This is a genomic window from Actinotalea endophytica, assembly GCF_025717005.1.
GTDB lineage: Bacteria > Actinomycetota > Actinomycetes > Actinomycetales > Cellulomonadaceae > Actinotalea.
In genome coordinates, this window is sequence record NZ_JAOVZU010000002.1 from 178,048 (window position 1) to 198,959 (window position 20,912).

The 20,912-nt window shown below is 73.3% G+C and carries 22 protein-coding genes and 1 pseudogene; 12 read left to right on the plus strand and 11 right to left on the minus strand.

Translation table 11 applies throughout. The annotated features are described in order from the left end of the window. Positions 1 to 36: 36 nt before the first annotated feature. Positions 37 to 1,551, minus strand: a complete 1,515-nt coding sequence (gene hflX / locus OEB99_RS03960; protein WP_263508477.1) for a GTPase HflX — start codon at positions 1,549 to 1,551, stop codon at positions 37 to 39. A gap of 160 nt (positions 1,552 to 1,711) precedes the next feature. On the opposite strand from hflX, the gene OEB99_RS03965 reads away from it, so the two are divergent. Beyond that, a complete protein-coding gene (locus OEB99_RS03965) occupies positions 1,712 to 2,254 on the plus strand; it encodes a class I SAM-dependent methyltransferase (protein ID WP_263508873.1) in 543 nt (180 codons plus the stop codon). 80 nt (positions 2,255 to 2,334) lie between these two features. Here the strand turns inward: OEB99_RS03965 and dapF are convergent, their stop codons facing one another. The 3 genes from dapF to OEB99_RS03980 are packed head-to-tail and all read right to left on the minus strand — an operon-like array spanning position 2,335 to position 4,915. Further along, positions 2,335 to 3,270, minus strand: coding sequence for a diaminopimelate epimerase (dapF, locus tag OEB99_RS03970; RefSeq protein WP_263508479.1), 936 nt, complete (start codon positions 3,268 to 3,270; stop codon positions 2,335 to 2,337). Continuing rightward, on the minus strand, positions 3,267 to 4,205 hold the full coding sequence (gene miaA / locus OEB99_RS03975) for a tRNA (adenosine(37)-N6)-dimethylallyltransferase MiaA (protein WP_263508480.1): 939 nt from the start codon (positions 4,203 to 4,205) through the stop codon (positions 3,267 to 3,269). Before miaA ends, dapF begins: the two co-directional genes overlap by 4 nt. Beyond that, positions 4,202 to 4,915 (minus strand): class III extradiol ring-cleavage dioxygenase family protein, encoded by a 714-nt coding sequence (locus OEB99_RS03980; RefSeq protein ID WP_263508482.1) that lies wholly within the window; start codon positions 4,913 to 4,915, stop codon positions 4,202 to 4,204. The genes miaA and OEB99_RS03980 overlap by 4 nt, the downstream gene beginning before the upstream one ends. A gap of 63 nt (positions 4,916 to 4,978) precedes the next feature. Here OEB99_RS03980 and OEB99_RS03985 point away from each other — a divergent pair, with 63 nt between their 5' ends. Both OEB99_RS03985 and OEB99_RS03990 read left to right on the plus strand, forming a co-directional pair. Continuing rightward, positions 4,979 to 5,476 carry a type III secretion system chaperone family protein gene (locus OEB99_RS03985; RefSeq protein WP_263508483.1) on the plus strand — a complete coding sequence of 166 codons (498 nt, stop codon included), beginning with the start codon at positions 4,979 to 4,981 and terminating at the stop codon, positions 5,474 to 5,476. Continuing rightward, a complete protein-coding gene (locus tag OEB99_RS03990; RefSeq protein WP_263508485.1) occupies positions 5,473 to 5,928 on the plus strand; it encodes a type III secretion system chaperone family protein in 456 nt (151 codons plus the stop codon). The genes OEB99_RS03985 and OEB99_RS03990 overlap by 4 nt, the downstream gene beginning before the upstream one ends. Before the next feature lie 73 nt (positions 5,929 to 6,001). On the opposite strand, the gene miaB is transcribed toward OEB99_RS03990, so the two are convergent. Next, positions 6,002 to 7,534: a tRNA (N6-isopentenyl adenosine(37)-C2)-methylthiotransferase MiaB gene (miaB, locus tag OEB99_RS03995; RefSeq protein WP_263508486.1), complete on the minus strand. Its 1,533-nt coding sequence runs from the start codon at positions 7,532 to 7,534 to the stop codon at positions 6,002 to 6,004. Positions 7,535 to 7,692: 158 nt separating this feature from the next. Between miaB and OEB99_RS04000 the strand changes: the two genes are divergently transcribed. From OEB99_RS04000 to OEB99_RS04015, 4 genes are all read left to right on the plus strand, one after another. Next, on the plus strand, positions 7,693 to 8,460 hold the full coding sequence (locus OEB99_RS04000) for an amino acid ABC transporter ATP-binding protein (RefSeq protein WP_318011384.1): 768 nt from the start codon (positions 7,693 to 7,695) through the stop codon (positions 8,458 to 8,460). A gap of 44 nt (positions 8,461 to 8,504) precedes the next feature. Next, positions 8,505 to 9,341, plus strand: coding sequence for a glutamate ABC transporter substrate-binding protein (locus OEB99_RS04005; protein ID WP_263508487.1), 837 nt, complete (start codon positions 8,505 to 8,507; stop codon positions 9,339 to 9,341). 62 nt (positions 9,342 to 9,403) lie between these two features. Then, the gene (locus tag OEB99_RS04010; RefSeq protein WP_263508877.1) at positions 9,404 to 10,111 is read left to right on the plus strand and encodes an amino acid ABC transporter permease; all 708 of its coding nucleotides are present in this window, start codon (positions 9,404 to 9,406) and stop codon (positions 10,109 to 10,111) included. Further along, entirely contained in the window at positions 10,108 to 11,013 is a 906-nt protein-coding gene (locus tag OEB99_RS04015) for an amino acid ABC transporter permease (RefSeq protein WP_263508488.1), read from the plus strand. Before OEB99_RS04010 ends, OEB99_RS04015 begins: the two co-directional genes overlap by 4 nt. Before the next feature lie 10 nt (positions 11,014 to 11,023). Here the strand turns inward: OEB99_RS04015 and rny are convergent, their stop codons facing one another. The 6 genes and pseudogenes from rny to dapD all read right to left on the minus strand — a co-directional run bounded on the left by rny (position 11,024) and on the right by dapD (position 16,514). Beyond that, complete coding sequence (rny, locus tag OEB99_RS04020) at positions 11,024 to 12,490, minus strand: ribonuclease Y (protein ID WP_263508489.1); 1,467 nt, start codon at positions 12,488 to 12,490, stop codon at positions 11,024 to 11,026. A 20-nt stretch (positions 12,491 to 12,510) separates the two neighbouring features. Further along, complete coding sequence (locus tag OEB99_RS04025) at positions 12,511 to 12,990, minus strand: regulatory protein RecX (RefSeq protein ID WP_263508490.1); 480 nt, start codon at positions 12,988 to 12,990, stop codon at positions 12,511 to 12,513. 97 nt (positions 12,991 to 13,087) lie between these two features. Then, on the minus strand, positions 13,088 to 14,128 hold the full coding sequence (recA, locus tag OEB99_RS04030) for a recombinase RecA (RefSeq protein WP_263508491.1): 1,041 nt from the start codon (positions 14,126 to 14,128) through the stop codon (positions 13,088 to 13,090). 242 nt (positions 14,129 to 14,370) lie between these two features. After that, positions 14,371 to 14,586 (minus strand): DUF3046 domain-containing protein, encoded by a 216-nt coding sequence (locus OEB99_RS04035; protein WP_263508492.1) that lies wholly within the window; start codon positions 14,584 to 14,586, stop codon positions 14,371 to 14,373. A gap of 139 nt (positions 14,587 to 14,725) precedes the next feature. After that, a pseudogene (locus tag OEB99_RS19810) lies at positions 14,726 to 15,592 on the minus strand (hypothetical protein); the annotation flags it as partial. Position 15,593: 1 nt separating this feature from the next. Further along, the gene (gene dapD / locus OEB99_RS04040) at positions 15,594 to 16,514 is read right to left on the minus strand and encodes a 2,3,4,5-tetrahydropyridine-2,6-dicarboxylate N-succinyltransferase (protein ID WP_263508494.1); all 921 of its coding nucleotides are present in this window, start codon (positions 16,512 to 16,514) and stop codon (positions 15,594 to 15,596) included. Positions 16,515 to 16,565: 51 nt separating this feature from the next. On the opposite strand from dapD, the gene dapE reads away from it, so the two are divergent. The 5 genes from dapE to OEB99_RS04065 all read left to right on the plus strand — a co-directional run bounded on the left by dapE (position 16,566) and on the right by OEB99_RS04065 (position 20,893). After that, entirely contained in the window at positions 16,566 to 17,645 is a 1,080-nt protein-coding gene (gene dapE / locus OEB99_RS04045) for a succinyl-diaminopimelate desuccinylase (RefSeq protein WP_263508495.1), read from the plus strand. A gap of 10 nt (positions 17,646 to 17,655) precedes the next feature. Further along, positions 17,656 to 18,447 carry an LOG family protein gene (locus tag OEB99_RS04050; RefSeq protein WP_263508496.1) on the plus strand — a complete coding sequence of 264 codons (792 nt, stop codon included), beginning with the start codon at positions 17,656 to 17,658 and terminating at the stop codon, positions 18,445 to 18,447. 8 nt (positions 18,448 to 18,455) lie between these two features. Further along, positions 18,456 to 19,343, plus strand: a complete 888-nt coding sequence (gene folP / locus OEB99_RS04055; protein WP_263508497.1) for a dihydropteroate synthase — start codon at positions 18,456 to 18,458, stop codon at positions 19,341 to 19,343. Next, positions 19,340 to 20,623, plus strand: a complete 1,284-nt coding sequence (locus tag OEB99_RS04060) for a hypothetical protein (RefSeq protein WP_263508498.1) — start codon at positions 19,340 to 19,342, stop codon at positions 20,621 to 20,623. The genes folP and OEB99_RS04060 overlap by 4 nt, the downstream gene beginning before the upstream one ends. 102 nt (positions 20,624 to 20,725) lie before the next feature. Then, the gene (locus OEB99_RS04065; protein ID WP_263508499.1) at positions 20,726 to 20,893 is read left to right on the plus strand and encodes a DUF3117 domain-containing protein; all 168 of its coding nucleotides are present in this window, start codon (positions 20,726 to 20,728) and stop codon (positions 20,891 to 20,893) included. Positions 20,894 to 20,912 lie beyond the last annotated feature (19 nt).

Genomic DNA, 20,912 nt, shown 5'->3' on the forward strand with positions numbered 1-20,912 from the left:
GCCGACGCCGACCGCCCGGCCCGGCCTGGTCCCCTCTCAGGCCGACAGCGCCGCCGCGCGCAGCTGGGCGGCGAGCTCACCGTCGACGCGGCCCCGGACGACGGTGCCGTCGGCGGTGTGCTCGACGACGACCTCGCCCTCGTCGTGCGCCCGGCTGACCAGGTCTCCCCTCGTGTACGGCACGGTGACCTCGACGGTCTCGCGCGGCCGCGGCAGGGCCTGGGAGATGCGGTCCCGCAGCTCGGCCATGCCGGCGCCGGTGTGCGCGGAGACGACCACCGCCTCCGGCTCGCGGCGCAGCATCCGCGCGACGGTCTCCGGGTCGGCGACGTCGGCCTTGTTCAGCACGACGATCTCGTGGACCTCGTCGATCCCGTCGATCTCGGCGAGCACCTCGCGCACCGCCGCGACCTGGCCCTCGGGGTCGGGGTGGGAGACGTCGACCACGTGCAGCAGCACATCGGCCTCACCGACCTCCTCGAGGGTGGACCGGAACGCCTCCACCAGCTGGTGCGGAAGGGCCCGGACGAACCCGACGGTGTCCGACAGCGTGTACGTGCGACCGTCCGGGGTCTGGGTGCGCCGCACGGTCGGGTCGAGCGTGGCGAACAGGGCGTTCTCCACCAGGACGCCGGCCCCGGTGAGGCGGTTGAGCAGGCTCGACTTGCCGGCGTTGGTGTAACCCGCGATGGCGACCGCGGGGACGTGGTGACGACGGCGGCCCGAGCGCCGCGTGGCCCGGGCCGGGGCCATGTGCGCGATCTCACGGCGAAGCTTGGCCATCCGCGCACGGATCCGGCGCCGGTCCAGCTCGATCTTCGTCTCGCCGGGACCGCGCGACCCGATGCCCTCACCGCCGGCGACCCGGCCACCGGCCTGACGGGACATCGAGTCGCCCCAGCCGCGCAGGCGCGGGAGCAGGTACTCGAGCTGGGCGAGCTCGACCTGAGCCTTGCCCTCCTTGGACTTGGCGTGCTGGGCGAAGATGTCCAGGATCAGCGCCGTCCGGTCGATGACCTTGACCTTGACGATGTCCTCCAGGGCGCGCCGCTGGGACGGAGCGAGGTCCCCGTCCACGATCACGGTGTCCGCGCCGCTCGCGGCGACCACGCCCGCGAGCTCCTCGGCCTTGCCGGAGCCCAGGAACGTGCCCGGGTCGGGCTTGGGCCGCCGCTGGAGCAGGCCGTCGAGGACCTCCGAGCCGGCGGTCTCGGCGAGTGCGGCGAGCTCGCGCAGCGAGATCTCGGCCTCGGCCACGTCGCCCCCGGTCTGCAGACCGACGAGCACGACTCGCTCGAGGCGCAGCTGCCGGTACTCCACCTCGGAGATGTCGGCGAGCTCGGTCGAGAGCCCCGCGACGCGGCGCAGCGCCGCCCGCTCCTCGCGATCCAGCTGGTCGCCGTCGTGGTCCTGGATCCGGGTGTCGCCCTCGTCCACCGCGGTGCGCCCGGCCCGGGCGAGAACCCGGGCCACGACGTCCTCGGCGAGGCCGGTGGCGTCGAGGTCGGCCCGCAGGTCGCTGCGGTCGGAGGTGGGGCTGGGAGAGGTCATGCGTTCCTTTCGTCTCTCTCAAGAGTGACACCTGACCGCGGGCGCGGCGAGGCATTTCACCACGGGCGCAGCGCCCGTGCCGAACTCGGGTGGGTAGGGTGCGCGCGTGGTCGACCACTACTTCACCGCGGAGCCGGCCTCGGCCGACGAGCGCGGCACCATGACCGTGCCGCTCGCCGGACGCGACGTGGTGGTGCACACGGCGCCCGGGGTGTTCTCCGCGGGGCGCCTGGACCTCGGCACCCGCGTGCTGCTCCGGTCGGTGCCGCAACCGCCCGCCGGCGGCCACCTGCTCGACCTCGGCTGCGGCTGGGGGCCGATCGCGCTGAGCCTCGCCATGGCCTCGCCCGACGCGACGGTCTGGGCCGTGGACGTGAACCGGCGCGCCCTGGACCTGGTGCGACGCACCGCCACCGACCTCGCCCTGGACAACGTCCGGGTCGCCGAACCGGACGAGGTGCCCGAGGACGTGCGGTTCGCGGCGATCTGGTCCAACCCGCCGATCCGGGTCGGCAAGGCCGAGCTGCACGCGATGCTCCGTCAGTGGCTGGGCAGGCTGGAGACCGGCGGCGAGGCGTGGCTGGTCGTGCAGCGCAGCCTCGGGTCGGACTCGCTGGCGGACTGGCTGCGCACCGAGGGTTTCGCGACCGTCAAGGCCGCGAGCGCCAAGGGGTTCCGGGTGCTTCGCGTCGAGGGTCGATAGGTCCCGTCGCGGGCCGGCAGGTGAGGCCGCGGGTCGGCAGCGCGCGTTGCCGGTCGGCGGGTGAGGTCTGCGGCTACGGGTCAGCGCGACGCGAGCGCGGCCAGGTCGACCTCGGCCTCGGCGACGAGCACGGCCGGCCCCGCGAGCTCGACCCGTCCGCCGTGCACGGTCACGCGGACCACACCGCCCGGCACCTCGACCCGCCAGACGTCGGGGGCGCCGGCTCCCGCCCACGCCCGCACCGCGAGCGCGGCCGCACACGCCCCGGTGCCGCACGAGCGCGTCTCCCCCACGCCGCGCTCGTGCACCCGCATGCGCACCGCGCCGACGGCCCCGTCGGCCGTCCGCCGCTCGCCGAGCGGCACCACGAGCTCGACGTTCGTGCCGGTCGGCGGCACCGGGTCGACCTGGGGCGCGGCCGTCAGGTCGGCGGCGGCGAGCTCCTCCAGACCGGCCAGCGCGAGCACGGTGTGCGGGTTCCCGACGTCGACGCTGAGCCCGGCGCGGGCAACCGGAAGGCCCCGGACCTCGACCTCGGCGTCGGCCCCCTCGGCCGCCGCGGCGGCACCGCCCGGCAGGTGCCAGGCCCCCATCTCCACGCTGTACCAGGCGACCGGCCCGCCGTCCGGGTCGGGCACCCGTCGCACTCGGCGGACCCCGGCACGTGTGCCGAGGGCCAGCTCACCCCGCCCGTCCCACAGACCGATCCGCTCGGCGAAGGCAGCGACCACGCGCACCCCGTTGCCGCACATCTCGGCCACCGAGCCGTCGGCGTTGCGGTAGTCCATGAACCAGCGCGCCTGCGGGTCCTCCGCGAGCGCCGCGGCTCCCTCGGGAAGGCGGTCCGACGCGATCAGCCGGATCACGCCGTCGCCACCGACGCCCGCGCGGCGATCGGCCAGCGCCCGGACCAGCTCGGGTCCGAGCTCGAGCTCGCCGGTCCGGTCGTCGAGCAGCACGAAGTCGTTCTCCGTGCCGTGACCCTTGGTCACCGCGAGCAGGCCCGTGCCGGTCATGACCCGAGGGTACGGCGTGCGCCGTCGGGTTCGGGCAGCCGTCCGGCGTCGGCAGCCTCGACCAGGTCGAGGGCGCGGGCCAGCAGGTCCGGGTCGTCGGCGGAGAGCCAGTGGACGCGAGGGTCGCGCCCGAACCACCCCATCTGGCGCCGTGCGAGGCGGCGCGTGGCGATCACGGTCGCCTCGCGCGCGCTTGCCTCGTCGGTCTCGCCGCGCAGCAGCGCGAGCACCTGGGCGTAGCCGACCGCACGCGCCGCGGTCCGGCCCATCCTGCTCGCGAGCGCAGCGACCTCGTCGACGAGCCCGAGCGACCACATCCGCTGCACGCGTGCCTCGATCCGGACGTCGAGCACCGGACGGGCGCAGTCCAGACCGATCTGCACCGCAGGCACCTCGTACTCGGGCGCCGGGAGGGCCGTGCGCGGGCCGGAGCCGGTGAGCTCGAGCACCTCGAGGGCGCGCACGATCCGGCGGGTGTTGGTCCGGGCGATCGCCGCCGCGGCCACCGGGTCGCGCCGCGCGAGCTCGTCGTGCATCGCGCCCGGACCGCGCTCGGCGGCCTCGGCCTCGAACCGCGCACGCACCGCCGGGTCGGTCGGCGCGAGCTCCATGCGGTCGAGCAGCGCACGCAGGTACAGCCCGGACCCGCCTGCAGCGATCGCGCGCGCGCCCCGCGCCTCGATCGCCCCCAGGTCGGATCGGGCGTGCAGCTGGTACGCCGCGACCGACGCGTCCTCGTCGACCTCGATCACGTCGAGCTGGTGGTGCGGCACACCCCGCCGCTCGGCCGCGGTCAGCTTGGCGGTGCCGATGTCCATGCCTCGGTAGAGCTGCATCGCGTCGGCGTTGACGATCTCCCCGCCGAGCGCGAGCGCGAGCCCCACCGCGAGGTCCGACTTGCCGGTCGCGGTCGGGCCCACCACGGCGATCCTCATGGTTCGTCCACCCCACCCGCCGAGGCCGTCGCGCGCCACGAGGCGACCAGGTAAGTCGCGCCGAAGGGTGCGGTGGCCGTCACACCGGCGAACCCGAGTCCGCTACCGGGCAGCGCGGCCGCGAGCACCCGCGCGGGTGCCACGGCGTCGAGGTGGTGGTGAGCGACGAGCGCACCGTCGGGCACCGGCGGGTGCGGACCCCCGGTGAGTCCGTGCAGCCAGTCGACGAGGGCGCCGTCCACGTCGGTCGCCTCGGGGTCGCCTGCGAGCGGTGCGTCCGCGCCGTGCCGCACGCTGCCACCGCCGACCACCACGGCGGCGACCCGACCGGGACCCCGCAGCGGCGCGGCGAGCACCTCGGGGTCGGCGCCCGCGACGCCGATCACCTCCACCGGCCCGCCCCAGCCGGCCTGCGCGAGGAGCCAGAGGGCCACCGAGGCAGGGACGTCGGTGACCACCGGTCCCTGGTTCTCCGATCCCACCGACCACCGGTCGCCCACGCCCGCCGCACTCAACGACGGTCGCAGATCCGTCCCCGCGAGCCGCGTCGCACCGGGCACCACGACGACCACCGCCTCCGGCCCGGCCGCGACCAGACCGGCGACGGCTTCCCGGGCGACGCGTCGCTCCTCGACCAGGACGTCGGCTCGCCCCGCCGCCCCCGGGACCAGGAGTGCGGTCGGCGGGATCAGGACGGCGGCGACGAGCACGGCACGACGGTAGCCGGACTTCGGTTCGCGGACCGTCCGGCCCGGCTCGCTAGGCTGGGCGTGATGGGTTGGTTCTCCTGGACTCGGCGGCGCGATGTCGCGCGTCCGGTGGCGCCCGCGGACCCGTCACGCACCGCGCCGCTGAGCGCCGACCGGATCCGCGAGTGGCTCCGCACGCAGCACTACGCGTGGTTCGTCGACCTCGACGGCGACACCGGCGGGCTGTGGCGTGGTCGGCTCTTCTACTTCTTCACCCTCGGCGAGCACGAGGAGATCCTCCAGGTCCGGGGCCAGTGGAACCGCTCGTTCGCGATCGAGCGGCTCACCGAGGTGCTCGACATCTGCAACGAGTGGAACACCGACCGGGTGTGGCCCAAGGCGTACCTGCGGGTCCGCGACGACGGCTCGGTGCACGCGATCTGCGAGGTGGCGACCGACCTCGGTGCGGGTGTGACCGACGCCCAGCTGGGCCAGCTGCTGACCATCGGGTTGCGCTCCGCCGGCGCGTTCTTCGACCTGCTCGACGAGAAGTACCCCGACCCGGCGGGGCTGGCACCGTGAACGGCACCGGACCACGCCCACCCGCGGGGGCCACTCCCGACCAGCCCACACCGCTCACCCGCGATCGGATCGCCGCGTACCTGCGCAGCGAGGGGTACGACATCTCCTTCGACGACGACGGCGACGTCGCCGGGGTCTGGAACACGCACCGGTTCTGGTTCATCGTGCTCGGCGACCAGGACGAGGTGCTCCAGGTGCGCGGCCGCGCCTCGGTCGAGCTGCCCGCCGAGCGCCGACCCGCCGCACTCCTCGCCGTGAACGACTGGAACCGCGACCGGATCTGGCCGAAGGCGTACCTCCGCGAGGAGGAGGACGGCATCGCGCTGTACGGCGAGGTCTCCGCGGACCTCGAGCACGGCGTCACGGACGACCAGCTCGCCCGGCTGCTGGACTGCGGCCTGGCCACCTGCATCCAGCTGTTCGAGGCGATGGCCCGGGCTCAGCCGTCCTGACCCGGCGGGTCGTCGCGCCGGCAGGCCACCGGGCCCGATCGACGTCGGGCCCGGCACGTCCCGCTGTCCGGCCCTACCGCGGCTGGGGCATGCCGAGCAGGATCGGTCCGTCCGCCGCGGGTTCGCCGTGATCGTGCCCGCCATCGCGGCGCGCCTGCCACGCGTCCCCGGACCGGGTACGACGCACCTGGAACGTGCCACCGTCGAGAGCCGAGTCCGCGACCAGGTGGTGCGGCGCACCGTGGGTGACCCGGACCGTGACGAGGTCGCCGGGACGCGGCACGCCGTCCTGCCCGGGTACCGCGCCGGTGAGGCCGGGCGGCAGGGACAGGTGCACGAGCCGGTTGTCCGCGGCCCGACCGCTGATCCGACGCGTCGCGTCGTCCTTGCGACCCTCCCCCTCGGCGACCAGCACCTCGACGGTGCGCCCGACGAGGGCCACGTTCTCCTCCTCCGAGACCCGCTCCTGGAGGGCCACGAGGCGGTCGTAGCGTTCCTGCACGACCGCCTTGGGCACCTGGTCCGGCAGGACCGCTGCCGGCGTGCCCGGCCGCGGAGAGTACTGGAACGTGAACGCCGACGAGAACCGGGCGGCCTCGACCACCCGGAGGGTCTCCGCGAAGTCCTCCTCGGTCTCGCCCGGGAAGCCCACGATCACGTCGGTCGTGATCGCGGCGTGCGGGATCGCCGCACGAACCCGGTCGAGGATGCCGAGGTACTTCTCCGACCGGTACGAGCGGCGCATGGCCCGCAGCATCCGGTCCGAGCCGGACTGCAACGGCATGTGCAGCGACGGCATGACCGTGGGCGTCTGCGCCATCGCCGCGATGACGTCGTCGGTGAAGGCCGCGGGGTGCGGTGAGGTGAACCGGACGCGCTCGATCCCGGGCACGGCGCCCACGGCGCGCAGCAGGTCGGCGAACGCTCCGCGGTCGCCGAACTCGACGCCGTAGGTGTTCACGTTCTGCCCGAGCAGGGTGACCTCGATCGCCCCGGACGCGACCAACGCCTCGACCTCGGCCAGGATCTCCCCCGGCCGACGGTCGCGCTCCTTGCCACGAAGCGACGGCACGATGCAGAACGTGCAGGTGTTGTTGCAGCCGACGCTGATCGACACCCACCCCGCGTAGACCGACTCCCGCCGGGTGGGCAGCGTCGACGGGAAGACCTGGAGCGACTCGGCGATCTCGACCTGCGCGGCCGCGTTGTGCCTCGCACGGTCCAGCAGCCGTGGCAGCACGTCGATGTTGTGGGTGCCGAACACGACGTCGACCCACGGCGCCCGCTGGACGATCTCGCCGCGGTCCTTCTGCGCGAGGCACCCGCCGACGGCGATCTGCATCCCGGGGCGCGCCGCCTTGAGCGCGGCCAGCTGCCCCAGGTTGCCGTAGAGCCGGGTCGAGGCGTTCTCCCGAACCGCACACGTGTTGAGCACGACGACGTCCGCCGCCCACGCCGCGGACTCCTCGGGGCCGGCCGGCACCAGACCGGCCTCCTCGAGCAGCCCGGCCATGTGCTCGGAGTCGTGCACGTTCATCTGGCAGCCGAGCGTGCGCACCAGGTAGGTACGGGGCTCAGCGGCTGGCGCGGACAGGGTCTCGTTCATCGCGGACCAGGGTAAGCCGCCGCACGCCGGGCCCAGAACCGTGGACTGCCGCTGCCGGCGCATGGCCGGCCCTTGGTCCGCGCATGACGATTGTTGATGTTGCACAGACTTAACCGAGCGTGCTGGCCCAACGGGTCGCACACCCGTACGGTCAACGGATGGCAGACGTCGACGGTCCGACGGCGGGCATGGAACCGCTCGTGGTGCTCACCGGAGTCAACAAGCACTTCGGGTCGTTGCACGTGCTGCAGGACATCGACCTGACGGTGCACCGCGGCGAGGTCGTGGTGGTGATCGGCCCGTCCGGGTCGGGCAAGTCGACGCTGTGCCGCACGATCAACCGGCTCGAGACCATCGACAGTGGCTCCATCACGATCGACGGCGTGCCGCTGCCGGACGAGGGCAGGGCCCTGGCGCGACTGCGCGCCGACGTCGGGATGGTGTTCCAGTCGTTCAACCTCTTCGCGCACAAGACCGTGCTGGAGAACGTCACGCTCGGCCCGGTCAAGGCCAAGGGCATGCGCAAGGCCGAGGCGACCGAGCTGGCCACACACCTGCTCGAACGGGTCGGCGTCGCGGACCAGGCGCACAAGATGCCGGCGCAGCTCTCGGGCGGCCAGCAGCAGCGGGTCGCCATCGCCCGGGCGCTCGCGATGCGACCCAAGGTCATCCTGTTCGACGAGCCGACCTCCGCGCTCGACCCCGAGATGATCAACGAGGTGCTCGACGTGATGGTCGCGCTCGCCAAGGACGGCATGACGATGGTCGTCGTCACCCACGAGATGGGCTTCGCGCGCAAGGCCGCGAACCGGGTGATCTTCATGGCCGACGGTCGGATCGTCGAGGAGGCCGAGCCCGAGACCTTCTTCACCGCACCGCGCAGCGAACGGGCGAAGGACTTCCTCTCCAAGATCCTCACCCACTGACCCCGAACCGTCCGGGCCGGGGCCGAACCGAAGGGAACCGCACCATGCGCACACGACTCACGGTCGCGACACTCGCTGCCGCGACCCTGCTGCTCAGTGCCTGCAGCAGCGGCAGCACCGACGACAGCTCGTCCGACGCCGGGTCGGGAGACGGCATCACGATCGGGATCAAGTTCGACCAGCCGGGTCTCGGCCTCAAGGAGGGCAACACCTACAGCGGCTTCGACGTCGACGTGGCCCGCTACGTCGCGGACAAGCTCGGGTACAGCGAGGACCAGATCACCTGGATGGAGTCGCCGTCCTCGCAGCGCGAGACGCTGCTGGAGAACGGCCAGGTCGACATGATCTTCGCGACGTACTCGATCACCGACGAGCGTGACCAGAAGGTCGACTTCGCCGGGCCGTACTTCGTCGCAGGCCAGGACCTGCTGGTCGCGGTCGACAACACCGACATCACCGGACCGGACACCCTGGGCGGCAAGCTGCTGTGCTCGGTGACCGGTTCGACGTCCGCGACGCGGATCAAGGACAACTACGCCGAGGACGTCCAGCTGCAGGAGTTCGACGGCTACTCCGAGTGCGTCGAGGCGCTCGCGGCGGGCTCGATCGACGCCGTGACGACCGACGACATCATCCTCGCCGGGTTCGCCGCCCAGCCGGCGTTCGCGGGCTCGCTGAAGGTGGTCGGCAACCCGTTCTCGGAGGAGAACTACGGGGTCGGCATCCCGACCGGCTCCGAGCTGTGCCAGCCGATCCAGGACGCGCTGACCGAGATGTTCGACGACGGCACCTGGCAGGAGCTGCTGGACAAGAACGTCGGGGACGCGGACTACACGCCGAACGCGGACCTGAACCCGCCGACCCTGCGCGAGTGCGCCTGAGCTGAGTCCGCCTGCGGGGCCCGCACCAGTGTCGGCGGGCCCCGCAGCGGTGGGAGGTGGTTGTGGACATCGGGCAGTACATCGACGACTTCACGTCCTTGTTCAGCCAGTACGACGTGCTCGCGGCGTTCCGCATGACGATCGCGCTGACGCTGGCGTCCGCGGTCGGGTCGCTGCTCATCGGCACGGTCGTCGCGATCATGCGGGTGTCCCCGATCGACAGCCTGCGCGGCGCCGGGGCGCTCTACGTCAACATCGTCCGCAACACACCGCTCACGCTCATCATCGTGTTCTGCAGCCTCGGCCTCTTCTACTCGATGGGGCTCCAGCTCGCCGATCGTGAGTCGCCGACGTTCCTGGCGGACCAGAACTTCCGCCTCGCCGTGCTCGGGCTGTCCGTGTACCACGCAGCATTCGCCGCCGAGGCGCTGCGCAGCGGCATCAACACCGTCCCGAAGGGGCAGGTGGAGGCGGCGAGGTCGATCGGCCTCGGCTTCCTGCAGAGCATGCGGATCGTGGTGCTCCCCCAGGCGTTCCGTGGGGCGATCGCACCGCTCGGCAACACGCTGATCGCCCTGACCAAGAACACGACGGTGGCCTCGGCGATCGGGGTGGCCGAGGCGGCTGCGCTGATGAAGGTGATGATCGAGTTCCGGCCGGACGTGATCATCGCGATCTTCCTGCTGTTCGCCCTCGGGTTCGTGGTGATCGTGCTGCCGACCGGCGTGCTGTTCACCTGGCTGTCGCGGCGTCTGGCGGTGGTCCGGTGAACGAGCAGGAGGTGCTGTTCGACGCGCCGGGCCCGCGCACGAAGCGCCTCGTCGCGATCGGCAACGTGGTGGCGGTCCTCGTCCTGGCGGGGGTGGCCTGGCTCGTCGTGACCGCGCTCGCTCAGCAGGGTCAGCTCACGGCCCAGAAGTGGCAGCCGTTCACGACCTCGGACGTGTGGCTCTACAACATCCTTCCCGGCCTGCGCGGGACGCTGGTCGCGGCCGCGATCTCGATCGTCACCTCGCTGGCCTTCGGCCTGGTGTTCGGCATCGGCCGGCTGAGCCAGCACCGCTGGGGTCGCGCGATCAGCACGACGGTGGTCGAGTTCTTCCGTTCGGTTCCCGTGCTGCTGATGATGGTGTTCTTCTGGGAGTTCCTCGGACCGCTGCACATCGTGCCCGGCGACCAGCTCCCCCTCGTCGCCGTGGTTCTCGGCCTGACCCTCTACAACGGCTCCGTGGTGGCCGAGCTGGTCCGCTCCGGCGTGCACGGTCTGCCCCGGGGCCAGCGGGAGGCGGGGCTTGCGGTCGGGCTCACCGAGTCGACGACGTTGCGCACGATCCTGCTGCCGCAGGCTCTCGTCGCGATGCTGCCGTCGCTGATCAGCCAGCTGGTCGTGATCCTCAAGGACAGCGCGCTCGGCTACATCATCAGCTACTTCGAGCTGTTGCGGCAGGGACGGCAGATCGGCACCACGTATCAGAACCTGATCCCCGCCCTGATCGTGGTCGGGGCGATCTTCATCGTCCTGAACTACACGCTCTCGAGGGTGGCCGAGACCGTCGCGCACCGGTTGCGTAGACGCGCGGCGGGCGGGGCTCCGGCGCCGGTGCCCGGGCCGGTGCCTGCGGCTGTCGCGGCGCCCGCCCCGACGGACCGAGGCCCCGAACGTACCGACTGAGCGGGGGCCGTCAGCCTGCGGTAGCGCTGGCGCGCAGCTCGCGCACCACGGTGACGACGATCTCGCCGGGGAAGGACAGGTCCTTCTCGATGTGACTCGCGATGGCGCGGGCGAGCTCGGGCAGCTCGGCGTCGCCGACGGCGGACGGTTCCACGACGACGCGGACCTCGCGGCCCGCGGACATCGCCAGCGCCTTGCGCACACCCGCGTGCTGGACGACGAGCGACTCGAGGTTCTCCATCCGCTCCACGTACTGGTCGAGCTCCTCGCGCCGCGCGCCCGGACGCGACGCCGACAGCGCGTCCGCGACCTGGACCAGCACTGCCTCGACCGACTGCTTCGGGACCTCGTCGTGGTGGGCGGCGACGGCATTCACGACGAGGTCGGACTCACCGCACCGCTCGAGGAGCGCGGCACCGACCGAGGCGTGCGTGCCGCCGAGCTCGGCGGTGAGCGCCTTGCCCACGTCGTGCAGGAACGCGGCCCGGCGAGCCAGGTCTGCGTCCGCACCCAGCTCGGCCGCGAGCACGCCGGCCGCCTGCGCGCACTCGACCAGGTGCTCGAGCACGTTCTGGCCGTAGCTGGTGCGCAGCCGAAGCTTGCCGAGCGTCTCGACGACCTCCGGGTGCAGACCGCGCACACCGGCGCGCTCCGCGGCATCGTGACCCGCCGCGCGGGTCCGTTCCGCCGCGCCCTCGAGTGCCTCCGCATGCGCGATCTCGATCCGCTGCGGGTGGATCCGGCCGTCCGCGATGAGCGCACCGAGCGCGACGGCGGCAACCTCGCGTCGCTCCGGGTCGAAGCACGAGAGGGTGACCGAGTCGGGGGTGTCGTCGATGATGACGTTCACGCCGGTGAGGGCCTCGAACGCCCGGATGTTGCGGCCTTCCTTGCCGATGATCCGGCCCTTCATCTCCTCGGCGGGCAGCGGCACCACCGTCACGGTGGTCTGCGCGCTGGTGGCCTGCGCGAGGCGCTGGGCGGTCGCCGCCAGGATCCGCCGGGCGTTCCGCTCCGCAGAGGCGCGCGCCGAGGCCTCGGCCCGGCGTTCGAGCGCCGCCGCCTCGTGCGCGGCGCTCTGGGCGGCGAGCTCGAGCTGACGCTCCCTGGCCTGCGCCGCGGTCAGACCGGACAACGACGCGAGCAGCTCGGCCGCCTTGGTGTTCGCGTTCTCGGCGGAGACCCGCGCCGCGCGCTCCTGCTCGGCCGCGACGGCGAGCAGGCCGGCGGCCTCGGCCCGCATCGTCTTGGCCTCCTGGCGCTCGGCGCGTGTCTCGGCCTCCCGGTCGGCTGCCCGTGCCTCACGGCGCTGGACCTCGACGAGCGCCTCGGCGGCCTCGGCACGGATCTGCGCCACGTCGGCTTCGGCCTTGGCCCGTGCCTCCGCTGCCTCGCGACGCGCCAGCATCACGAGCACGAGAGCCACCAGGCTCGCGACCAGGAGCACGAGAACCGTGCCTGCCTCGCCCCACCCCATCGCAGGTTCCTCCGCGGGTCTCAGTCCTGCTCGGGACCCGATGGGTCCCACGACTGGGCCCTATCGTCCACCATCTCGCGAACGAGACGCGCCGCCAGGCCGGAGGAGTAGCCCTTCCGGCCGAGCATCGCGAGGATGCGGCGACCCTGCACCACGGGGTCGCCGTCGTCGCGCCAGCGCCGCTGGATCAGGGCGCGCGCGGCTACTTCCTCGTCGGCCTCGTCGATCGAGGCGAGCGCCTCGCGCGCATCCTCGTCCGAGACACCCTTGCGCCTGAGCTCCATGGCCAGGGCGGGGCGCGCCAGCCCGCGGGACTGGTGCTTGCTTCGGACGAGAGACTCCGCGTACGCAGCGTCGTCGATGAGGCCGACGTCGACGAACCGGTCGAGCACCCGCTCGGCCACGTCGTCCGGCACGTCCTTGCGCGCCAGCGCGTCGGCCAGCTGCCGACGCGTCCGCGGCGCACCGGTGAGCAGGCGCAGGGCGATGGCACGCGCCACCTGCTCCTGATCCGGCTCGGCGTCGACGGAGGCGGCCCCCGTGGTGGGGGGCTCGGGGGCCGACCGTCGTCCGCCACGTGGCGTGCGGGAGGTCACCTCAGAAGTCGACCTCCGTCGCCGGGTCGGCCGGCGCGTCGACCCGGGCACCGATGCCCAGCTTCTCCTTGATCTTCTTCTCCAGCTCGTCGGAGAGGTCCGGGTTGTCCCGCAGGAAGCCGCGGGCGTTCTCCTTGCCCTGGCCGAGCTGATCGCCCTCGTAGGTGTACCAAGCACCCGACTTGCGAACGAATCCCTGCTCGACGCCGAGATCGATCAGGCTGCCCTCACGCGAGATGCCGTGGCCGTAGAGGATGTCGAACTCGGCCTGCTTGAACGGCGGAGCCATCTTGTTCTTGACGACCTTCACCCTGGTCCGGTTGCCGACCGGCTCCGAGCCCTCCTTGAGGGTCTCGATCCGACGGATGTCCATCCGCACGGACGCGTAGAACTTCAGGGCCTTGCCACCGGTGGTGGTCTCGGGAGAACCGAAGAAGACGCCGATCTTCTCGCGCAGCTGGTTGATGAAGATCGCCGTGGTGCCGGACTGGTTCAGCGCACCGGCCACCTTGCGCAGCGCCTGGGACATCAGCCGGGCCTGCAGACCCACGTGCGAGTCGCCCATCTCGCCCTCGATCTCGGCCTTGGGCACCAGGGCGGCCACCGAGTCGATCACCACGATGTCGATCGCGCCGGAGCGGATCAGCATGTCCATGATCTCCAGCGCCTGCTCACCGGTGTCCGGCTGGGACACCAGCAGCGCGTCGGTGTCCACGCCGAGCTTCTTGGCGTACTCCGGGTCGAGCGCGTGCTCGGCGTCGATGAAGGCCGCGATACCACCGGCTCGCTGGGCGTTGGCCACCGCGTGCAGCGCGACGGTCGTCTTGCCCGAGGACTCCGGGCCGTAGATCTCGATGATCCGGCCCCGCGGAAGACCGCCGATGCCGAGCGCGACGTCGAGGGCGATCGACCCGGTCGGGATCACCTCGACCGGGGCGCGGCCCTCGTCGCCCAGCCGCATGATCGAGCCCTTGCCGAACTGTCGGTCGATCTGCGCGAGCGCGGCCTCCAGGGCCTTGTTGCGGTCCTCGGGAGCTGGCATCGGGTCACCTCGTCGTCGCGGGGGTGGCGGTCCACCCGTGGTGCGGTCTCTGTCTCGTCGGGAACGCTACGACCCACCTCCGACATCGCCGGGGGCGACCCGGCGGTGTGTGGACGGACGGTTCGTCCCTCGACCTGGGGACAGCATAGGCGAACAGGTGTTCGAGGGATGCGACACGCCCACGGTGTGTCGCACCGGATCCCGCGGACCGACCGCGCCGGCGGCACCGCCGGGAGGGAGGCTCAACGCGGCAGGTCGGGCCCCCAGCGCCGCGCCTCGGGCACGTCCATCGCGTCGCACAGGGCCCACAGCACCGCGCGTGGCTCCTCCCCCGCCTCGAGCGCCTGGGCCGCGGTCCGGTCGTCGAGGCCGGACAGGACCTGCTCGTCGACGAGCACGCGGCCCATCCGGTCGCCGAACAGGTCGACCACCGCGTCCCAGAACTCCGAGTACTTCACCGCGCAAGCGTGCCACGGGCGCGGGGGGGGGCGGGGGGGGGGGGGGGCCGCGGGGGGGGGGCCCCCCCCCCCCCCCCCCCCCCCCCCCCCCCGCGGCCCCCGCGGCGGCCCGCCCCCCCCCCCCCCCCCCCCCCCCCGCGACCACCTGCCCGTCCGGAACCGACGTGTCGGAGGGGCCCCACGCGTCGTCCTCGCGCAGCCAGGCGTGGTCGGCCACACGCACCTCGGTGACGTCGAGGGTCCCGGCGACGGAGACGGCCCACTGGGCGACGGCCCAGGCCAGCCGGTCCGGCTCGGACCCGGCCCCGGGCAGGGACGTCACGTCGAGGGTCACGGCGCCCTCCGCCGCCGCGGCCGAGATCCCCAGGTCGCGGTCGACCCGGGCCAGGACGGCGTCCGCGTCGGCTGTGCCCGGCTCGGTCAGCGTGCACGTGACGACGGCGGTGGAGTAGCCGCTCAGCCCGGACGCCCAGGCCCGTGCGCGCGCCTCGTGGCGGCCGTACGCCTCCGGGTACGCCGAGCGCTGCACGGCCTGTGCGGCCTCGGTGATCGACATCTCCTGGTAGTCGGGCACCGCGACGAGTGCGTCGTAGAACGCGTTCGTCGCGTACACCGGGTCGCTGACCTGCGACGCGTCACCCCAACCCTGCGACGGACGCTGCTGGAACAGGCCGAGCGAGTCGCGGTCGCCGTGATCGAGGTTGCGCAGGCCGGACTCCTGCAGGGCCGTGGCGATCGCGATGGTCGCCGCCCGCGCGGGCAGGCCGCGGCGCAGCGCGGTCGCCGACAGCAGGGCCGCGTTGTCCGCCTGCTCCGGGTCGAGGAACCAGTGCGTGCCGTCCAGCTCGGCCGCGCACTGCGGGATCGTGACCGGGGTGTCCTGGCTGCGCAGCCAGCCGACCACGCCGACCGTCGCGCCCACGAGGACCACGGCGACCAGCAGAGCGCCGGCCCAGGCACCACGCCGTCGCCGGCCCCGTCCGTCCGGCCGTCTCCGAGCCGCCACCTCAGGCGTGCAGGTCGGGGTTCAGCGCGACCCCGGCGCCGCGGCGCACCAGCGCCTCGACCGCTCCGGTGAGCGAGTTCCTGCGGAACAGCAGGCCGTCCCGGCCGGCGAGCTCGCGGGCCGCGACCACCTCGCCGTCCAGCGTGACCTTGGTGCCGGCGGTCAGGTACAGGCCGGCCTCGACCACGCAGTCGTCCCCGAGTGGGATGCCCAGGCCGGAGTTGGCGCCGAGCAGGCAGCGGCGCCCGATCGAGATGACCTGCCGCCCGCCGCCGGAGAGCGTGCCCATGATCGACGCGCCGCCGCCGACATCGCTGCCGTCGCCGACGACGACGCCCGCCGAGATCCGGCCTTCGACCATCGACGTGCCCAGGGTCCCGGCGTTGAAGTTGACGAAGCCCTCGTGCATCACGGTGGTCCCCGGAGCGAGGTGGGCGCCGAGCCGCACCCGGTCGGCGTCGGCGATCCGCACGCCCTCGGGCACCACGTAGTCGACCATCCGCGGGAACTTGTCGACGCCGAGCACGGTCGGCGCGTGCCCCGTCGCGACGCGCAGGCGCAGCCTCGTCTCCTCGAAGCCCTCCACCGCACAGGGCCCCGCGTCGGTCCACACCACGATCGGCAGCACGCCGAAGATCCCGTCGACGTTCAGACCGCGCGGCGCGACCAGCCGGTGGGAGAGCAGGTGCAGCCGGAGGTACGCGTCCGGCGTGTCGGCCGGCGCGGTGTCGAGGTCGATCTCGACCGTCATCGCGACGGTGCGCACGCCGCGGGCCGCGTCCTCGCCGGCGGCTGCGGCGAACGAGTCCGGCAGGGCGGTCTCCGCCGGCCGCGGGCCGAGGGCCGGCGTCGGGTACCAGACGTCCAGGACGGTGTCGCCGGCCACGGTGGCCAGCCCGTGCCCCCAGGCCGAGCGTGTCATGGCCCGCAGCCTAGTCAGCCTGCGACGTACCGGCGTCGCTAGGGTCGTCCCGTGACCCTCGACCTCACCACCGACCTCGTCACCCTCACCCGCGCGCTGTGCGACATCCCGTCCGTGAGCGGCGACGAGCGCGCCCTCGCCGACACCGTCGAGGAGACCCTGCGGCAGCTGCCCCACCTCGAGGTGCTGCGCGACGGCGACGCCGTGGTCGCGCGGACGCACCTGGGCCGCTCCCGGCGCGTGGTGCTGGCCGGCCACCTCGACACCGTGCCGGTGGCCGGGAACCTGCCGAGCGAGCTGCGGGCCGGCCCGGACGGGCCGGTCGTGTGGGGCCGCGGCACCGTGGACATGAAGGCGGGCGTCGCCGTGCTGCTCGCGCTCGCGGCCGCGGTGCGCGAGCCGACCGTGGACCTCACCTACGTCTTCTACGACCACGAAGAGGTCGAGGCCACGCTCAACGGGCTCGGCCGGCTGGTCGAGCTGCACCCCGACTGGGTGCGTGGGGACATGGCCGTCCTGGGGGAGCCGACCTCGGCCGCGATCGAGGGCGGCTGCAACGGCACGCTGCGGGTCGAGGTCGTCGTGACCGGCACCGCCGCACACTCCGCCCGGTCGTGGCTCGGGGTGAACGCGGTGCACGGGGCCGCGCCGGTGCTGCAGCGCCTGGTCGACCACGTCGCCGAGGAGGTCGAGGTCGACGGCCTGGTCTACCGCGAGGGCCTGAACGCGGTCGGGATCCGTGGTGGCATCGCGGGCAACGTCATCCCCGACGAGTGCGTCGTGACCGTGAACTACCGGTTCGCGCCGTCCCGCACGCCGGACGAGGCGTTCGCCCTCGTGCGTGATCTGTTCGCCGGGTACCAGGTCCGGCTCACCGACTCCGCACCCGGGTCGCGGCCCGGCCTGGACCGGCCGGAGGCCGTCGAGCTCGCCGAGGTCGTGGCACGGCGCACCGGTCGCCCGCCGCGGGCCAAGCAGGGCTGGACCGACGTGGCGCGCTTCTCCGCGCTGGGGGTGCCGGCGGTGAACTTCGGTCCCGGCGACCCGTCGCTCGCGCACGCGGACGACGAGGCGACCCCCGTCGCAGACCTGGACGCCTGCTACGGCGCGCTGCACGAGTGGCTCACCTAGGCTGCGGTCCATGACCGACGTCTCCGTGCCCGAGGGGTATCGCAAGGGCCCGGTGCTGCTGCGCCGCGGACAGGTACCGTCCACCACCACCGACCAGCGGCTGCTGGCCCGCGGCGAGGGCGCTGAGTGGGTGCACTCCGACCCGTGGCGCGTGATGCGGATCCAGTCGGAGTTCGTCGAGGGGTTCGGGGCGCTCGCGGAGGTCGGGCCCGCGGTCAGCGTCTTCGGTTCGGCGCGGACCCCGCGGGACACCCCGGAGTACGCGATGGGCCGCGAGATCGGTCGAGGTCTGGTCGAGGCGGGCTACGCGGTGATGACGGGTGGCGGACCGGGGATCATGGAGGCCGCGAACCGTGGCGCCTCGGAGGCCGGCGGCCTGTCGGTGGGGCTCGGCATCGAGCTCCCGCACGAGCAGAGCATGAACGCGTGGGTCGACCTGGGGGTCAACTTCCGGTACTTCTTCGCCCGGAAGACGATGTTCGTGAAGTACGCCCAGGGCTTCGTGGTGCTGCCCGGCGGCTTCGGCACGTTCGACGAGCTCTTCGAGTCGGTGACGCTGGTGCAGACCCAGAAGGTCACCGAGTTCCCGATCGTGCTGGTCGGCTCGTCCTACTGGCGTGGCCTGCTCGACTGGCTGTCCGGCCCCGTGCTCGACGCGGGCACCATCTCGCCGCACGACCTCAAGCTGCTGCACGTCGTCGACGATCCGGCGGAGGCGGTCCACCTCGTCCGCGAGAAGGACGCGCAGCTGCAGGCCGCCGAGGAGGCGGCACGCACGGCGATCCCGGTCGACCCGGCCTGAGGCGCACGGTGCAGGTTCCGCTGCGGAGCCCCGACCTGTGGTTGCGGGGGCGTGCGGTGTGCCCGGGGCGCGCCGCGGTGATGGCCGTCGTCAACCGGACGGCCGACTCGTTCTACCCCGCCGCGCGCGCAGCGGACACGGCCGCGGCCGTGGCGGCGGTCGAGGTGGCCGTGCGGGACGGCGCGGACCTCGTCGACATCGGCGGCGTGCGCGCGGGACGTGGCGAACCGGTCGGCGTCACCGAGGAGATCGACCGGGTGCGGCCCGTGGTCGTCGCGGTCCGGGAGCGGTTCGCCGACCTGCCGATCAGCGTGGACACCTGGCGGGCCGAGGTCGCCGAGGCGGTCGCCGGCGTCGGGGTCGACCTGATCAACGACACCTGGGCGGGTCACGACCCCGACCTGGTCGGCGTTGCCGGACGCCACGGCCTGGGCGTGGTCGTCTCGCACACCGGCGGCGCCGAGCCGCGCACCGACCCGCTGCGCGTGGTCTACCCCGACGGCGTGCTCGCCGATGTCCTGGCGACGTTGCGGTCCGGCGCCGAGCGAGCCGTGGCGGCGGGGGTCGACCCGCGCTCGGTCCTCGTGGACCCGACCCACGACTTCGGCAAGACGACGTGGCACTCCCTCGAGCTGCTCCGCGCCACCGACGAGATCGCCGGGCTCGGGTACCCCACGCTGATGGCGCTGTCCCGCAAGGACTTCGTGGGGGAGTCGCTCGGCCTGCCGGTGGACGAACGGCTCGAGGGCACCCTCGCCGCGTCCGCGGTCGCGCTGTGGCTCGGAGCCGGGGTCCTGCGGGCGCACGACGTGCGGGCGACCCGGCGGGTGTCCGAGATGGTCGCCGTGCTGCGCGGGGACCTGCCGCCCGCTCGAGCGGTCCGGGGGCTCGCGTGACCGACCCGTCGGCTCCCCCGAGCACGGCCTCGGCCGCCCGGACACCGGCCGTGGCGGACTCCGACGTGCCCGGCCGGTGGCAGCACCTGCTCGGCCGGTGGTGGGTGCGCGTGCTGCTGGTGACCTTGGCGGCCAGGCTGGTCAGCGCGGTGATCTTCGTGCTGGTCGCCCGGACCCAGGCGGCGAACCCGTGGACCGACGCGGCCCCGGGCTACTGGCAGTACACCGGGTTGATGTGGGACGCGTCCTGGTACCGGGAGATCGCCGAGCAGGGCTACCCGGCGGACCTTCCGGTCGGTGCCGACGGCCAGGTCCTGCAGAACGCGTGGGCGTTCTTCCCGCTCTTCCCGGCGCTGGTGCGCGGTCTGATGGCCCTGACCGGCGGCTCCTGGACGCTCCTCGCGCCGTTGACCTCGCTCGTGCTCGGCACCGTGGCGATGCTGGTGGTGCACCAGGTGGTGGCGGATGCCGTCGGCGCCCCGCACGCCGAGCCGCTGCCCGAGCGGGTACGTCGGGGCGCGCCACTGCTCACGGTGGCGCTGCTCAGCACATCCGCCTCGGCGCCCGTGCTGCAGGTCGGGTACACCGAGGCCCTCGCGCTGCTCGGCGTCGCCGTCGCGCTGTGGGCGCTGCAACGCGAGCAGTACCTGGTCGCGGCGACGGCCGTGGCGGCCCTCGGGTTCACGCGTGCGGTCGCGCTGCCGCTCGCGGTGGTCGCGCTGGCGCACGGGATCGCCCGGTGGCGTTCCGGGCGGGCCTTCCCGTGGCGCTCGAGGCTCGCGGTCGCCGGTGTGGCCGGTGTCGCCGTCGTGTCGGGGTTCGCCTGGCCGGCGATCGTCGGTCGGGCCACCGGGGTCGCCGACGCGTATCTCCTGACCCAGGGTGCCTGGCGCGGCCGCGGCGAGGTGGTGCCGCTGCTGCCCTGGGTCGACGTCGCGCAGTGGTGGCTCGGCTCGTGGGGTGTGCCGGTGCTCGGTCTGACCACCGCTCTGCTCGTGATCGGGCTGGCCTCGCGCCCGCTGCGCAGGCTCGGTGTGGTGGCCTGGGGCTGGACGGTCGCCTACTCCGGGTACCTGATCGGGGTGCTCGAACCGGGGACCAGCCTGGTGCGGTTCGCGCTGCTCGCCTTCCCCGCGTGGGGCGCGCTGGCGTGCGTGGTGCTCCCGTCGCGGCGACCCCGCGCGTGGTCGGTCGTGCTGGTCGTCGCCGGGCTGGTCGGGCAGGTGGCGTGGATCGCTCTGCTGTGGCGTCTGGTGCCGCCCAGCGGGTGGCCCCCGTGAGCGGCGCGGGTGGCGGGTGAACTAGACTCTGCGACGGACATCCGCCCCGATGTGAGACCTCGCGTCCGCCGGGGTCGGGCAGGACTCACCTAGGAGGTTCCTTTGGCCGCGATGAAGCCCAGGACGGGCGACGGGCCGCTCGAGGTCACGAAGGAGGGCCGCGGCATCGTGATGCGCGTGCCGCTCGAGGGCGGCGGGCGTCTGGTCGTCGAGCTGAACGCGGCGGAGGCGAGCGAGCTCGGTGAGGCCCTGACCTCCGTCGCGGGCTGAGCACCCCGGTGCCTCCTCG

Excerpts from the sequence above, each read along its gene's own strand:
- OEB99_RS04005 (WP_263508487.1), top strand. The coding sequence starts at position 8,505 with ATGCGCACACGACTCACGGTCGCGACACTCGCTGCCGCGACCCTGCTG.
- miaA (WP_263508480.1), bottom strand. The coding sequence starts at position 4,205 with ATGAGGATCGCCGTGGTGGGCCCGACCGCGACCGGCAAGTCGGACCTC.
- rny (WP_263508489.1), bottom strand. The coding sequence starts at position 12,490 with ATGGGGTGGGGCGAGGCAGGCACGGTTCTCGTGCTCCTGGTCGCGAGC.
- OEB99_RS04050 (WP_263508496.1), top strand. The coding sequence starts at position 17,656 with ATGACCGACGTCTCCGTGCCCGAGGGGTATCGCAAGGGCCCGGTGCTG.
- miaB (WP_263508486.1), bottom strand. The coding sequence starts at position 7,534 with ATGAACGAGACCCTGTCCGCGCCAGCCGCTGAGCCCCGTACCTACCTG.
- OEB99_RS03965 (WP_263508873.1), top strand. The coding sequence starts at position 1,712 with ATGACCGTGCCGCTCGCCGGACGCGACGTGGTGGTGCACACGGCGCCC.
- recA (WP_263508491.1), bottom strand. The coding sequence starts at position 14,128 with ATGCCAGCTCCCGAGGACCGCAACAAGGCCCTGGAGGCCGCGCTCGCG.
- hflX (WP_263508477.1), bottom strand. The coding sequence starts at position 1,551 with ATGACCTCTCCCAGCCCCACCTCCGACCGCAGCGACCTGCGGGCCGAC.
- OEB99_RS04000 (WP_318011384.1), top strand. The coding sequence starts at position 7,693 with ATGGCAGACGTCGACGGTCCGACGGCGGGCATGGAACCGCTCGTGGTG.
- dapF (WP_263508479.1), bottom strand. The coding sequence starts at position 3,270 with ATGACCGGCACGGGCCTGCTCGCGGTGACCAAGGGTCACGGCACGGAG.
- OEB99_RS03985 (WP_263508483.1), top strand. The coding sequence starts at position 4,979 with ATGGGTTGGTTCTCCTGGACTCGGCGGCGCGATGTCGCGCGTCCGGTG.
- dapD (WP_263508494.1), bottom strand. The coding sequence starts at position 16,514 with ATGACACGCTCGGCCTGGGGGCACGGGCTGGCCACCGTGGCCGGCGAC.